The organism is Vibrio sp. HENC-03, from assembly GCF_000305755.2.
GTDB lineage: Bacteria > Pseudomonadota > Gammaproteobacteria > Enterobacterales > Vibrionaceae > Vibrio > Vibrio owensii.
Genome location: NZ_JH976047.1, coordinates 1 through 15,277, shown reverse-complemented (window position 1 = coordinate 15,277; position 15,277 = coordinate 1). Strand labels below are relative to the sequence as shown.

Genomic DNA, 15,277 nt, shown 5'->3' with positions numbered 1-15,277 from the left:
GTCGTTTTCTTTTGTTCTTAGCGAGCTCATATCCCGACAAACATTACTCGATACACATTAGCCGATGCATTGAGTTAGCCGATAAACTTGGCCATAAAGTTGCTGATATTGGTCATGCTTGATGCCGCCATCACTACGACAATTGTTACGCCCGTCAGCGTTAAATAGACAGGGTGTTTGTAGTCACCTACGATGTCTTTTCTGCGTGTCGCCACCAGCACCATACCTAAAACGATTGGCAGGATAATACTGTTAACAAGGCCAGCCAGCATTAGCAGCAGAATAGGCATGTTCATCGTCACAGTGCCAAGCGATGTGATAATAATAAAACCAACACACCATGCTTTCTCGTTGCGAGCCACAACTGGGAAAAGTGTTTTGATAAGGGAGATCGCCATGTACGAGTTACCCACAACCGAGGTAATCGAAGCAACAAACAACACCAAACCAAAGATAAAGTAGCCTACCTCACCCGCACCTTGACGGAACGCGTCTGCGGCTGGGTTTGCAGAGTCCAAAGTCGCGCCTGTGGCAATCACACCGAACACTGCCATAAACAACAGGATGCGAATCACCACGGCAATTGAAATACCAGCCCAAGCTGCCGTCTTGATAGCGGGTACGTTCTCTTTACCTTGTAAGCCAATATCAACCAAACGCTGTGCGCCCGTGTAATAGCCACCGACTGCGCCACCAACGATAGTCAGCGTCGGTAATAGCAGGCTGCCAACATCAGTAGGCATTACTGCTGCGCTCAAGGTCTCCCCCATTGGCGGTAAACTGGTCATCGCAACGTACGCAATTAAGATGATCATAAACAAGCCAAGATAGCGCGCCATTTGGTCCATACGTTTAGAAGCGTTGTGCACCACAAACAGCAAACAACCTACCACGCCTGTGAAAAGAGCCCCCCAAGTCGTATCCACACCTGTTAATACATTAATACCGAGTGCAGAACCACTTACGTTACCAAAGTTAAAAGCGACAGCGCCAAGAGCCAACAGAATGCCCACAATATAGCCCATACCCGGCGCGACTTTGTTGGCAATATCTTGAATGCGCATACCAGACACACCTACGATGCGCCATAAGTTCATCACAATACCAAAGGTGATAAACATGGATGCAAACACAGGGAATGCCATGTCGATTTTGTAGATATTGGTGAAGACCGCTGTTTGGGTTAAAAAGCCAGGTCCAACAGACGTGGTCGCCATTAAGAACGCGACACTAAGAATTGCTTTCTTTTGCCAACTGTTTTCCGATGCTTGAACAGAAGCGGGAGCAGTCGAGTTGATGGTGGTTTGTGTGGTCATGCCAAATCTCAATTTTGTTGCCTTTCTACTATTAGAAAACAGAAAGACAACTGACCGAGATCAGCTGAGCTTGAAGAATCAAATTGGGCAGAACGAATAGAGAAGTGAACCTTCGCAACCGTTTGCTGGGCGCGGATATTAAGTCTATCGCATGTGACTGTCAACACAGAAATCGATAAATGATTTTTGTCGTGTTCATTCTCAAATCATTATTCATTTCAGACAGATACAAAAAAGGATGGCGTTTGCCATCCTCTTAGAATAGTGCTTGGTTACTTAGCGTAAACCGTGCAGAAACTCGGCACGCGTTGCTGGGTTGCTTTTGAAGATGCCACCCAATGCTGTTGTCGTCGTTTCGCTGGTTGCATCCATCACACCGCGAGATTTCACACAGTAGTGTGTTGCGTCAATCGTCACTGCCACATCATCAGACTCAAGCAACGTTTGAAGAGCAACAAGAATCTGCTGAGTCATACGCTCTTGTACTTGCGGACGCTGGGCAAAGAAGCGAACGATACGGTTGATCTTTGATAAGCCAATGATCTTGCCACGTGGGATGTAAGCCACAGCAGCCTTGCCATCGATGGTCACAAGGTGGTGTTCACAAGTACTGGTCACTGTGATGTCCTTCACGCGAACCATCTCGCTCACGTTCATCTTGTTCTCAATCACCGTGATTTTCGGGAAATTGGAATAATCCAAACCAGAGAAGATTTCGTCAACGTACATCTTAGCAATGCGGTGAGGGGTTTCTTCTAGGCTATCGTCGGTAAGGTCAAGTTGAAGCAGACCTAAGATCTCACGCATGTGGTGCTCGATCTTCTCTTTCTTCTCTTCACGACTTACGTTGTTTGGACGCATTGGCGTTTCCAAACCGCGTTGCTCTAGCGCTTCTTTTACTAACTTCGCTGACTCGCTAAGACCTGACATTCCACTTCCTCTTTTGTTACTTCCGCTTTAATACAAACCCAATCAAAATTGCATTCATATTTTTCGCTTTGAGTTGCTCAGTTTCGTGTCTTTACACCAAGTCACATCAAATATAGGTACTGAGCTGATTTTATTGAGCTCCGCGGGCTTTTTTACCCCTTTCGGATGGCTGACAAGGATACTCGGATTTTTGAATAATTACACCCATATTTTATAGGTGGACATTCTTACTCGGTCCCCTTTTTATGGTAAAGTTGCCACAAAACAAAAGAACACAGGATTTTCTCAATGGGCTGCTGCGACGCACCTGGCTTAATGCCAATTGAAGAAGCGATGGACAAAATGCTATCGCGAATCAAACCTATCCAAACAACGCTTTCTCTTCCACTTGCTGAAGCACTCGGTTTTGTACTGGCAGAAGACATCCTGTCTCCTATTCACGTACCGCCATTCGATAACTCAGCAATGGATGGCTACGCTATTCGCATTCAAGATCTTGAGTCGTCTTCTGTTTTGCCTCTGGTAGGTAAATCATTTGCAGGACAACCTTTTGAAGGTGAATGGCCTCAAGGTACCTGTGTTCGCATCATGACTGGCGCAAAAATCCCACAGGGTTGTGATACCGTTATTATGCAAGAAAACACAGAAGTGACGGATGCTGGCATTCAGTTCAACCAAACTGACGTGAAGCCGCAAAACAACATCCGCCCAACAGGTGACGACATCAAGCAAGGCGATATCGTACTGGCAAAAGGTGCACGTTTGACACCTCGTGATATTCCGATGATTGCGTCTCTTGGTGTAAGCCATGTGACAGTAGTGCGTAAACCCAAAGTTGCTTTCTTCTCTACAGGTGATGAGCTTAAACCACTGGGCGAACCGCTAGACGAAGGTCAGATTTACGATAGCAACCGTTACGGTATTAAACCGCTTATCGAGAACTTCGGTTGTGAAGCCATTGATCTTGGCATCATTCCAGATTGCCCAGAGACTCTAAAAGCAACCTTTGAACAAGCGCAAACTTTGGCAGATGTGGTCGTGACCTCAGGCGGTGTCAGTGTAGGCGAAGCGGATTACACCAAAGACATTCTTGAAGAGCTTGGTGAAATCGGTTTCTGGAAGCTAGCAATCAAGCCGGGTAAACCTTTCGCATTTGGTAAGCTAAGTACAGCTTGGTTCTGTGGTCTGCCGGGTAACCCTGTTTCTGCAGTTCTTACTATGTACGTGCTTGTTCAACCAATGCTGGCAAAACTTGCAGGCCACACCGAATGGAAAGCACCCGAGTCTATTCCTGCAACAACCAAAACCGCCTTTAAGAAAGCGCCAGGTCGTACCGATTACCAACGTGGTATCTACAAATTGGAAGATGGTAAGTTTGTGGTTGAAACAACCGGTAACCAGAGCTCTGGCGCATTCCGCTCAATGAGCCTAGCGAACTGTTTTGTTGTATTAGAACGTGAACGCGGCCGAGTTGAAGTGGGCGAAACGGTTCAGATTCAACTATTCAACTCAACCCTTTACTAGGAAGTCGTTGTGGATATTCTTTCCGATCAGGAAATGTTGCGTTACAACCGCCAAATCATTCTTCGTCAGTTTGACTTTGAAGGACAAGAAGCACTCAAAAAAGCATCGGTATTGATGCTTGGTGCTGGCGGTTTAGGCTGTGCATCAAGCCAATATTTGGCGACTGCTGGTGTCGGTAAAATCACGCTGATTGATGATGATATCGTCGAGCTGTCTAACCTTCAGCGCCAAGTGCTGCACCACGATGCGGATATTGGTCGTAAGAAGGTAGAGTCGGCGGCCGATGCGCTACGCGAGCTTAACCCGCACATTATCGTAGATACCATCGCAAAACGTCTTGATGATACCGCGTTAGAGAGCCTGATTACGCAGCACACTATTGTTGTCGATGCATCAGATAACGTCGATACGCGCAATCAACTTAACCGCCTATGTTTTGCGACCAAAACACCGCTAATTTCAGGCGCGGCCATTCGTATGGAAGGCCAAGTGAGTGTGTTTACTTACGATGACCCAACGCAACCATGTTACCAGTGCTTAAGTGCCCTCTTCGGCAGCGGTGCGTTAAGTTGTGTCGAAGCTGGAGTCATGGCGCCTGTTGTGGGTATTGTTGGCGCAGTACAAGCGATGGAAGCGATTAAAGTGATTGCTGATTACGGCCAGCCAAAGAAAGGCAAAATTCTGATTTTGGACGCGCTCAGCATGTCTTGGCGAGAAATGAATCTGATGAAAATGCCCTCCTGTCCGGTTTGTAGTTAATTCTATACCTCTAATCATTCCCAAAAAGCCCAACTCGATGTTGGGCTTTTTTCTCATTTTGACAATCAGATTTAAAACCCTTCTTCTTACAAATTTTAATTTCTTAAAATTCAATAACTTAAAATTTGGCACATTCCTTTCATTGCATATATCACGAACCAATGAGAGGGCGAATTATGAAAAGGACATCACTACTACTTGGGTCTCTAATAGCGAGCGCTTATGCACAAGCGGCGCCATTTGACACATGCCCAAGCAAAGCGTACCTATTCCAATCAACCCCGGTTCAAATCTATGGCGTCAATTTGGTTACAGGTTCTACGACTCTTTTAGAGGACGACACAGGTTTGGCTTCGGGCATTAACGGGGTAGGTTTTAACTTCACTGACCGTTATATTTACGGCTACGACACCACAAACAAAAAGATTGTTCGTCTTGGTCAAGACTTCCAAGCAGAGACGCTTGATGTTTCAGGTCTTCCTACCGACCACACGTTTTACGTAGGTGACGTTTACAACCACGTCTACTACTTGTATCGCAAAGGCAAAGGACTTTTCTCCATTGACCTTTCTCCGCTCGATTCTGATCCAAATGCAACATTGAGCATCGTGAAAATCAGCTCTACAGCGACTGTGAACCTAACCGACTTTGCATTCCATCCCGGCGACGGTTCCCTTTACGGCATCGACAATAACTCTGGAGTGCTGTATCAGTTCAACCCATCAAATGGTAGCGCAAATGCGATTGGTGACACTGGCGAGTTAGGCACATTTGGTGCTGGCTACTTCGATGTAAACGGCAACTATTACGTGTCACGTAACCAAGATGGCAAAATTTATCGCGTTGACCTTTCGGAAGATAACGCAGTCAATATCGCAGCAGGTATCGTTCCAGCGGTCGAGTTTGTATCCAACGGTCCAAGTTCAAGCCAAAATGATGGCGCACGTTGTGCGAATGCTCCCGTGATTAACGAAGACGAGCCAATTGATTTTGGTGATGCTCCAGACAGCTACCACACCACGCTTGCGTCAAACGGTCCTCGCCACGAGGTGGACGGTGTCACTTGGCTTGGTTCAGTCGCTCCAGATGGTGATGCCGACGGTCAGGCAAACGACAACTCTGTGGGCACCGCTGATGAAGATGGTGTTGGTTTTGTATCCGCACTTGACCCAGGTTTAAGTTCAATTGTGAATGTGACAGCTTCTACTTCTGGCTACTTATCAGCATGGTTTGACTGGAACCGCGATGGTGACTTTGATGATGAAGGCGAACAAGTCTTTACTGACCAATTACTGTCTGCGGGTAATAATCCCCTACCGTTTGTCGTTTCAACCGCTGCAACGGAAGGTTCAAGCTGGAGTCGATTCCGCTTTAGCCAACAAACCGGATTAAACTACGATGGTGGTTCGACATCTGGTGAGGTGGAAGATTACCCAATCACCATCACTGGTAATGGTTACTCAGTGGAATATTTCCCGAGTGCAGAAGATTACGCCACCGTGGCTTATGAAGATAATTGGCCATACACCGCAGACTACGACATGAACGATGTGGTCGTGAAATTCCGCATCACTGAAACCAGTCTTGCTGGTCATGTTGAGAATATCCAGATTACAGGTGACCTAGCGGCTTACGGCGCAAGTTACAAAAATGGCTTCGCAATCCGACTACCGGGTGTATTGAGAAGCTCGATTGAAAATGGATTAACGACGCTATCCTTCAATGGTGTAGAACAAGCATCTAATGGTTTGGAAAGTATTTCTGATGAAGCCATTTTCATCATCAGTGAAGACTTAAGCACACACGCGGCGAGCAGCTGTAGCTACTTCCGTACCGAGTCTGGCTGTGATGATGATGTCTCACTCACCTTCACCTTGAATGTTTACTTCACTGAAGGCTCTGACCGTTCAGCCATTCAAGCCATGCCATACGACCCGTTCATCTTTGCAACACCGGGCACTTACCATGGCGATGGTATTACCTTCCAACCAGGTCGTAAGTGGGAAGTTCACTTAGCAGACCAAGCACCAACAGAACAGTTTGATGACCAAAACCTCTTCGGTGTCGGCGTCGATGCAAGTGACCCAGCACAAGGTGTGTACTTTAAAACAGCCAACAACTTACCTTGGGCACTGTTGATAGTAGAAGATTGGGATTGGCCGCTAGAGCGTGTAGACATGGTCGATGCATACCCTCAATTCCAAACTTGGGCTGAGTCTGGTGGCGAACTAAGCACAGATTGGCACACCGCTCCAACACCTAACAAATGCTACATTCCATAGGGAGATAACATTATGAAAGCACTTATCACAATCATCATGGGATTAGCACTAACAGCTTGTGGCGGAGGCGGTGGCGGCGGAGGTGGTAACAGTACACCACCTCCACCAACCCAAACCACCGTACCAGAGGAAGATACTACCCAACAGGAAGAAACAACCGAAGAAGAGACAACGGTAACAGTAGAAGATGTAACCATGCAGGATCTAGTAGTACCAGATGACTTTAGCTACAACCCAGTGACGGAAGGTACGCTCAATGTAGACATCAGTGGTTTCTCTTCACAACGAGCACACCTAAGCGTGTACAAAGAGTTTGTCGAGAACAGTTCAGGTAACTACGATGCAAGATACCCAAGTAAAGTCGCATCGGTTCCACTCAACAACGGTACAGCAAATGTCGACTTTAATGTCTCTGATAGCCAAGGTAGCCTGCTTGTTGAGATTTGGTTCTATGACGGTAGTGACCCAATTCAGAAAGTGATTACTTCTGGAGACAACACTTGGGCCATGTAACTGGGTAAATTGAAGGCATAGCGAAAGCAGCCTTTCAGAACAAATCTTCAATCTTTAACTTAAAAATCGCATCGTTCTTTTGAACATGCGATTTTTTTGTTGTAAAACAGTAGGATTAATCATCGAGCGGGAAAACACGTTGGACAACCCGAAAACCTTCATTTTGGTCTTTGTTGCTGCCATCGTCGCATTATGTTTGGCTCTGTGGCTAACATCTTCTGATGAAACACAAACCATCACCGCAAAAGTGATTTCAAATACCCTGACACAATCCCTCGATGGGCAAAGACGCTATCTCACCGTCGAATCAGAGGCACTCGGAACAAAGCGTGTTGCGGTTCCAACCTCTGTACATTGTCCTGAAGGTGCCTTAGTGACATTCAACCAAGCTACGGATTCACTCTTCGAGCAACCGCTCACGTTTTTAAACTGCGAATGAGCCTACTCTTCGAATTCATGTCAAACGTCATACTACTTTGAGGAAATGAAAAACAATGCAAGCACTGATCAGTACTGATGAACTCAATAGCCTTCTCGGCCAAACTAACGTCAAGCTCCTCGACGCTAGTATTGCGTTTCAAATTCCTTCTGAAGGCAAAAAGATCCAAGATAAGTGGATTCCAAATACTTTACGCTTTGATTACGACAATGACTTTTGCTTACCCGGTTCCTCACTACCGCATATGATGCCAACAGAAGACGGCTTCAACCAAAGTGCGCAACAACTCGGTTTGAACAACGAAGACTTGATTGTGGTTTATGACAACTCAGGCACTTTAGCGGCACCAAGAGCTTGGTGGATGTTCAAGGCCATGGGACATAATAATGTTCGAGTCTTAAACGGTGGGCTTCCAGCGTGGATTGAAGCTGGATTCCCTGCCGAAGGTGCCCTATCGGAACCAAGCGAAAAAGGTAACTTTGCGGGCAAGCTCAGCCAAAATGCCTTTTTGAGTGCACAAGATGTTCTTGCTCATTCAACCAATAATAGTGCCAATATCATCGATGCCAGAGCCAAAGCTCGCTTCCTTGGTGAAGTGCCTGAGCCACGAGAAGGTCTACGTAGTGGGCACATTCCAAATTCGGTTTGCTTACCGTTTCAAGAACTCTTAACCAACGGTCACATTAAACCGAATTCAGAGTTGCAACAGATATTTAGCGCACTAACAATAGATAGTGATAATTCAATCATTTTTAGTTGCGGCTCCGGTGTGACCGCATGCATTTTATTACTCGCGGCGTATCAAATCGGTCTGGACAATCTGTCGGTGTACGATGGTTCTTGGACCGAATGGGGCGCTGACCACTCTCTACCTATCGAGCGTTAAGATCAGGAGCAGTAAAACGATATGATCGGCTTAAAGAAGAACATTTGGACGCTCTATATGACACTGTTTGCCATTAGTGTCGGATTGTTCTCTCTGTTTGGTCACTATCATTACGAATCCACTCTCGATAAATATAAGGACAAGCAGCTCCTTCAATTGGAGTTGTTTGCTTCTTCTGTCGATTCTCTATTCAAAGGGCAAGAAACGCTGCTAGAGGTCGTTGGGCATCAACTGATTGACCAAAACGATTTCACTCGCACCGCGTCATTGCAAATGCGCCCATTGCTTGATGACTTGATGGATATCCATCCCGCCATCGCCGCTTTTGGCCTGACGAATCCTGAAGGGGATTATCTTGCCATTAGTTCCAATCTGGATTTACAAAAGCTCCACAACCTCAAACAAGATCCTCAGACTAAACAGACTTTCGAAGCCGCACTACAATCAGACCATATGGTCGTGGGCCGAACCTATTTCATGCCTGCACTCGATTCGTTAGTGATTCCAATTCGAAAAGCGATTCGAGATAAAAGTGGTAAGGTGCTGGCGGTGATGACAGCAGGGTTCAACATGAACTCGTCTTTGGTGTTCAGAAATGATGTGCACGCCAACAAACACAATCGCGTCTCTTTGGTCCGAGAAGACGGCTACCTAACCTTTACCTCAGCAGAACAAGCAAGTCTATTCAGTTATACCCTGCCTGCTGATGGGCACAAAAAATCCATTGTTTTTGAACAGGTTGAGAAAAAGTACGGGTGGAGTCGAGAAACCGTCAAGGCGTTATCTGGTGCGGTCAACATTGTTGCTGATGATCCGAGAATTAATCAACTCGTCACGCTGAAGTACCTGCCTGATTACAAACTATGGGCCTCGTCTTCCACTGATCTACGCTACATCCAAAGTGGATTTTTCGACCAATTTGCACTGTATTCCATTGTCTTTCTTTTTATCCAAGCGGGTTTTTATGCACTCGTTCGCTCTATTGCCAATAACGAACTGGCGACGCGCCAAAAGCTTCTTTACCAAGCACATCATGATCACCTAACGCTGCTGCCAAATCGCGAATATCTCAGAACACATATCAAAGGTTGGTTGAGCGGGTCTTCAACCCCATTTACTCTGATGTTCATCGACATCGATAACTTTAAATCGGTCAACGACACTCATGGGCACGAGTTCGGCGACGAAGTGTTGAAGCAAATCGCACAGCGCTTGAAAAGCTTCGACAGTGATGGTCGATTGATTGTCAGAGAAGCCAGTGATGAGTTCATACTGCTCGTCAACCGTACCGATGAAAATGCCGTGCGAACGCTGGCAAGTGATCTGATTCAGTACTTGTCTGAGCCTTACCTTGTGAACGAAAACCAGTTTCTATTGAGTTGCAGCATCGGTGTTGCCCTCTACCCTTCACACGGCAAAAATTTAGACGCATTGCTTCGCTCGGCAGATATCGCGATGTATCAGGCGAAAAAAGAGCGCAATGCATACAGTGTGTTCGACCAACAAATGCAAGCCAAACACCTGCATAAAATGAAGGTTGAACAACGTTTGAGGTTAGCAATCGAACGACAAAATCTATTCCTAGTTTATCAACCGCAGTTAAACGTGAACGGTGAAATCTATGGTGTTGAAGCCCTGATTCGTTGGCAAGATGAAGAGTTAGGCTTTGTTCCACCAAATGAATTTATCCCCGTAGCGGAGAGCTCAGGCTTGATGGTGAGACTGGGTGAGTTGATCATCGAGAAAAGTTTGATTGATATGGCTCGCCTAACCAAACTAGCCAGTCAGCCAATTCAAATGTCGATAAATATCTCGGTCAAACAGTTCATTCAAGTCAACTTTATCGACGACTTAGTGGCGTTGATTGATAAACATGGAGTCGACCAACATCGCATCACACTCGAAATCACCGAGAACCTATTTATTGAAGACCTCAACAAGTTTGCCCCGATTTGCGAACGCTTACACACTCTAGGCTTCAAGATTTCTTTGGATGATTTTGGGACAGGCTACTCTTCACTTTCGATGCTCAAAGCGTTACCGATTGATGAAGTCAAAATCGATAAGAGCTTCGTCGACAATATCGAGAACGATGAAAAAGCACTGAACATGGTGCAAAACATCATTGCTATCGGTAAAAACTTTGGGATGAAAGTGCTTGCTGAAGGGGTTGAAACACGTCAGCAACGCGACCAACTTGCCGCTTGTGGCTGTGATTTGATTCAAGGCTACTTCTATTCCAAACCCTTGCCTTTTGAGCAATTGATTAGCTTTGCCGCAGAGAACCACAACGAAAAAGCCGTCGAACAATAGCGACGGCTTAATTTACATGATTATTGCGTAAGAGACAGAGACTAGTTCTGCATTTCCTTATACATCACTTCGACTAACTCCCCTTTCGGATCTCCTGATAGTTCCCATGTAAAGATCCCACCAAGGTTTGATTGTTTCGCCCAATCTGCTTTGGCTTTTATCGAACGCTGATCTTCGAATGAGATGAACACCTTCTTATCTGGGTTCCAAAGGTAAGGCGCTTGAGCTTGCTCATCATATTTGTACTCATATCCCTGTTTCGTGCTGTAGTTCTTCATCAGATCCCAGAACATGAAGTAGCCATTCTCACCAGTACCGAACTGTGCGCCTTGCTCAGAAACTAGGTCTTGAGTTGGTAAGCCTCCAGAAAAATCTTTGGTACCTTGCCAGCCACGACCGTAGAACGCCGCACCAATCACTAGCTTTTCACTCGGAATGCCCAGCTCAATCATTTGATTAATGAACACGTCTGCGCCCATTCCCCACCAACTACGGTCAGTCGCATGTAGGTTCGTCGTATGCCCTGTCTGTTGCCCCCAACCACCAAGGAAGTCGTAAGTCATCGCAAACATGTTGGTTAGGTAAGGCTGCGCCGCTTTCCAATCGATGCCCGCCGCTTTTGGACCAACACCCACCGCGGTTGAAAGCTCGTACTCACGCTTGGTCTTTTTCGCTAGTGTATCTAAATCACCACGCATGGTTTTAACTAGATATGTGAAGGCGTCACGTTCAAGCGCTTTCTGCTCATCCGTCAGCTTAGTATCTGGGTTCCAAGGAGAAGTGGTTAAACCGCCGCCACCTGGGTATTCCCAATCCAAGTCAATGCCATCGAAGAAATCGTATTGAGCAATCAACTCAACAGCCGTTTTAGAGAATTGATCCATCGCTTGCTGGTTTTTAGCCATTGCATGGAAAGGTTCAGACATGGTCCAACCGCCAAAAGAAGGGAGAATTTTCAGATCAGGGTGTTGCTTCTTAAGTTCGGCTAATTGAGCGAAGTGCCCTTTATATGGAACATCGACAGAGACCGGACCAAAATCTTTTTCAAGTGCCGCCTCGGTATCAACCAGAATAGCGGTATATGGCTCTTTGCCTTCACATTGCTTAGCGACTAACTTTTGCACTGTCTGAGATGCGCCAGTATGAGGACCACACATGCTCAAAAACGCATAGATGATATGGGTCAGGTTATCAGCTGGGATCTCTTTTACTGTGTATGGGTTGTCTGCGTTAGCGTATTGCCAGTCAGCAAAATAGCCTGCCACGACTTTTTGCTCGGCGTTCGCCATGCTTGTTAACCCCGTAAATAAAGCAGCTGCGAGAAGTGTCTTTTTCATAATTTCCTCCAGAGTAATCAACTACAAATTACTCCTGAGGATTATTTTTAACTTGGAAACGAAATCAGGCTGCGAGTCATTTATAAATCCTCGCAGCCTGATTACATAGTTTGCATATTATTTGTGCTAAACCTCTGATGTACTGTTGCCGTGCATCTGCTCATCCAAGTTAAGAACCGTCAGTGCGTTACTAACGCTGGTTGCAATAACATCTATCGCGCCAGTTCTTAAAGCGCCTAACAGTGCGAGTGGCTTACTGTTTTCCGCCGCAATCGCAATCACTTCTGCAATAGGTCTAAACTCTTCGATACCCAAGCCGATTACTCGGTCACTCATCACTGTGTTTGCGACGTTGCCGTGGATATCAAAGAAGTCATAGCCAGCAAAATCCCCGACGACACCTTGCATCAAACGAGATTGCACCACTTCATCTGGAGTGAACCATCCAAGGTCAACCATGTAGCTGTTTTCACTCATATCACCGATACCGACAAGGGCTACATCCGCTTTACGTGCAAGATCGAGCGTTTGTTTGACCGTAGCATTTTGCATGAAGGCAATTTTCTGCTCTCGGTTTTCAGCGTAAGCCGGTGCATAAAGGGTTTCGGAGGTTCCGCCATATTTCTTAGCAAACTGTCGGCAAATGTGGTCGGCGTTAAACATACCGCCACGAGGGTGGATCCCGCCGATACCACACACAAACTTACAATCACGCGGCGTAATAACACCAATGTGATGAGCCACGGAAGATACGTTACGCCCTTGCCCTACCGTCACTACCATGCCGTTCTTGAGCGTGCTAGTGAGATAGTTAGAGACCAAACCTGACACTTGAAGGCGCTGCGCTTCTTCATTGGGCTGATCCAATGCCACCAGCGCGCGTTTCACACCAAAGCGATCAATCAAGCGCTGCTCGATCTTGGCGCTGAACACTGGATGGTACTTTACGGTGATTTCAACAATCCCTTCATCACGTGCCTGTTTGAGCATTCGCCCTACTTTGGCACGAGAAATGGAAAATTTTCTGGATATCTCTTCCTGTGTTGCACCATCTTGATAATAAGCAACGGAAATCTCCGTTAGTAAGTCTGTGCTTTCAATAGAAATATCTTGGTTAGAACTGCTCATGGTTTTCCTCGCCCTTTTAGAGGATCGACATTGTATGCATTAGTGAGCATCCGCTCATTGACTTAGCATATGTTACCCTCCAATTTTACTGCGACATTTGCTCACTGCAATGACATTTTCTCACTGCGTAATTTTATTAATATCAGCACTGCTCAAGCCTTGAACAATAAGGGCAAACGTTTATTTCGGCCATGCTCTGAACACACAGCAAAAAAACGTTGATGAACTTCACTTAAAGTCGGTTTCGGCGATTGACTTTCAGCATGGATAGGATAAATATGGATTCATCATTTACTCAGCTACCGATCAAATGTTCATAGCAAATGTTCGGTACCGAAATTTTCCGTAGTTGGCTGAGCAGATGTCTCGTTAAATATGATGAGACGATTAGCCGACACGCTTGCAAATGCACAAGCTGTGGTATTGAAAACCACACTTAAGCCCATTTATATAGGATGATCGATTATGAGCAACAAGTTAGAGCAACTTCGTAAACTAACAACTGTAGTAGCGGACACTGGTGAAATTGACGCAATCAAAAAGTACCAACCTGAAGATGCAACAACGAACCCATCTCTTATCCTAAAAGCGGCTCAAATCGAAGAGTACGCACCTCTAATCGACGCTTCTATCGAATACGCAAAAGCACAAAGCAACGACAAAGCACAACAAGTACAAGACACTTGTGACATGCTTGCAGTAAACATCGGTAAAGAGATCCTAAAAACTATCCCTGGCCGTATCTCTACAGAAGTAGATGCTCGTCTTTCTTACGATACAGAAGGCAGCGTTGCTAAAGCGCGTCAACTTGTAAAAATGTACAACGACGCAGGCATCACTAACGACCGTATCCTAATCAAACTGGCTTCTACTTGGGAAGGTATCCGCGCTGCAGAGATCCTAGAGAAAGAAGGCATCAACTGTAACCTAACGCTTCTATTCTCTTTCGCACAAGCTCGTGCATGTGCTGAAGCTGGCGTATTCCTAATCTCGCCATTCGTTGGCCGCATCATGGACTGGTACAAAGCGAAAGAAGGTCGTGACTTTGAAGCTTCAGAAGATCCAGGTGTAATCTCAGTAACAGACATCTACAATTACTACAAAGACTACGGTTACAACACAGTTGTTATGGGCGCAAGCTTCCGTAACATCGGCGAGATCCTAGAGCTTGCTGGCTGTGACCGCCTAACTATCGCTCCTACTCTTCTTGCTGAGCTAGAAGCTGCTGAAGGCGAAGTTGTAGAGAAACTGGTTGATTCTAAAGGTTCTAAAGAGCGTCCAGCTCCAATGTCTCACGCTGAGTTCCTATGGGAGCACAACCTAGACGCAATGGCTGTTGAGAAAGTAGCTGAAGGTATCCGTAACTTCGCGGTTGACCAAGGCAAACTAGAAGACATGATCGCAGCTAAGCTTTAATTGCTTACCAAAAGCGAGTAGCCAGCCTACTCGCTTTTAGCATCAGCGCTTTATTCAAAAAATTCTATTTGAACTTGTTCCGACAAGTTCCCTCTATTTAAATCAAATATCGAGAAGTAACTACTATGGATCGTAAATACCTTGCAAATGCAATCCGTGCACTAAGCATGGACGGTGTTCAACAAGCTAACTCTGGTCACCCAGGTGCACCTATGGGTATGGCTGATATCGCTGAAGTTCTTTGGCGCTCTCACCTAAACCACAACCCATCAAACCCAGAGTGGGCTGACCGCGACCGTTTCGTTCTGTCTAACGGCCACGGCTCTATGCTTATCTACTCTCTACTGCACCTTGCAGGCTACGAGCTATCTATCGACGATCTTAAGAACTTCCGTCAGCTTCACTCTAAGACTCCTGGTCACCCAGAGTACGGC

The 15,277-nt window shown here is 46.0% G+C and carries 12 protein-coding genes and 1 pseudogene; 9 read left to right on the top strand and 4 right to left on the bottom strand.

Annotated features, from left to right (window positions below; all coding sequences use genetic code 11):
* Positions 1-74 precede the first annotated feature (74 nt).
* On the bottom strand, positions 75-1,316 hold the full coding sequence (locus VCHENC03_RS25080; RefSeq protein ID WP_009704067.1) for an NRAMP family divalent metal transporter: 1,242 nt from the start codon (positions 1,314-1,316) through the stop codon (positions 75-77).
* Positions 1,317-1,592: 276 nt separating this feature from the next.
* Positions 1,593-2,246, bottom strand: a complete 654-nt coding sequence (gene folE / locus VCHENC03_RS25085; protein ID WP_005373478.1) for a GTP cyclohydrolase I FolE — start codon at positions 2,244-2,246, stop codon at positions 1,593-1,595.
* Positions 2,247-2,534: 288 nt separating this feature from the next.
* Between folE and moeA the strand changes: the two genes are divergently transcribed.
* The 7 genes from moeA to VCHENC03_RS25120 all read left to right on the top strand — a co-directional run bounded on the left by moeA (position 2,535) and on the right by VCHENC03_RS25120 (position 10,962).
* Positions 2,535-3,770 carry a molybdopterin molybdotransferase MoeA gene (gene moeA / locus VCHENC03_RS25090; protein ID WP_009704066.1) on the top strand — a complete coding sequence of 412 codons (1,236 nt, stop codon included), beginning with the start codon at positions 2,535-2,537 and terminating at the stop codon, positions 3,768-3,770.
* Between the two features lie 9 nt (positions 3,771-3,779).
* The gene (gene moeB, locus VCHENC03_RS25095) at positions 3,780-4,529 is read left to right on the top strand and encodes a molybdopterin-synthase adenylyltransferase MoeB (RefSeq protein WP_009704065.1); all 750 of its coding nucleotides are present in this window, start codon (positions 3,780-3,782) and stop codon (positions 4,527-4,529) included.
* Positions 4,530-4,705: 176 nt separating this feature from the next.
* Complete coding sequence (locus VCHENC03_RS25100; protein WP_009704064.1) at positions 4,706-6,811, top strand: LruC domain-containing protein; 2,106 nt, start codon at positions 4,706-4,708, stop codon at positions 6,809-6,811.
* A 12-nt stretch (positions 6,812-6,823) separates the two neighbouring features.
* Positions 6,824-7,324 carry a hypothetical protein gene (locus VCHENC03_RS25105; RefSeq protein WP_009704063.1) on the top strand — a complete coding sequence of 167 codons (501 nt, stop codon included), beginning with the start codon at positions 6,824-6,826 and terminating at the stop codon, positions 7,322-7,324.
* A gap of 139 nt (positions 7,325-7,463) precedes the next feature.
* On the top strand, positions 7,464-7,763 hold the full coding sequence (locus VCHENC03_RS25110) for a hypothetical protein (protein ID WP_009704062.1): 300 nt from the start codon (positions 7,464-7,466) through the stop codon (positions 7,761-7,763).
* A 55-nt stretch (positions 7,764-7,818) separates the two neighbouring features.
* Complete coding sequence (locus VCHENC03_RS25115; protein ID WP_009704061.1) at positions 7,819-8,649, top strand: sulfurtransferase; 831 nt, start codon at positions 7,819-7,821, stop codon at positions 8,647-8,649.
* A gap of 21 nt (positions 8,650-8,670) precedes the next feature.
* A complete protein-coding gene (locus VCHENC03_RS25120) occupies positions 8,671-10,962 on the top strand; it encodes a bifunctional diguanylate cyclase/phosphodiesterase (RefSeq protein ID WP_009704060.1) in 2,292 nt (763 codons plus the stop codon).
* A 41-nt stretch (positions 10,963-11,003) separates the two neighbouring features.
* Here VCHENC03_RS25120 and VCHENC03_RS25125 read toward each other — a convergent pair whose 3' ends face one another.
* Complete coding sequence (locus tag VCHENC03_RS25125; RefSeq protein ID WP_009704059.1) at positions 11,004-12,299, bottom strand: glycoside hydrolase family 18 protein; 1,296 nt, start codon at positions 12,297-12,299, stop codon at positions 11,004-11,006.
* Between the two features lie 126 nt (positions 12,300-12,425).
* Entirely contained in the window at positions 12,426-13,427 is a 1,002-nt protein-coding gene (locus tag VCHENC03_RS25130; RefSeq protein ID WP_005435602.1) for a sugar-binding transcriptional regulator, read from the bottom strand.
* A 465-nt stretch (positions 13,428-13,892) separates the two neighbouring features.
* Here VCHENC03_RS25130 and tal point away from each other — a divergent pair, with 465 nt between their 5' ends.
* A complete protein-coding gene (tal, locus tag VCHENC03_RS25135) occupies positions 13,893-14,843 on the top strand; it encodes a transaldolase (protein ID WP_009704058.1) in 951 nt (316 codons plus the stop codon).
* A 125-nt stretch (positions 14,844-14,968) separates the two neighbouring features.
* Positions 14,969-15,277: pseudogene (locus tag VCHENC03_RS25140) on the top strand (transketolase); the annotation flags it as partial.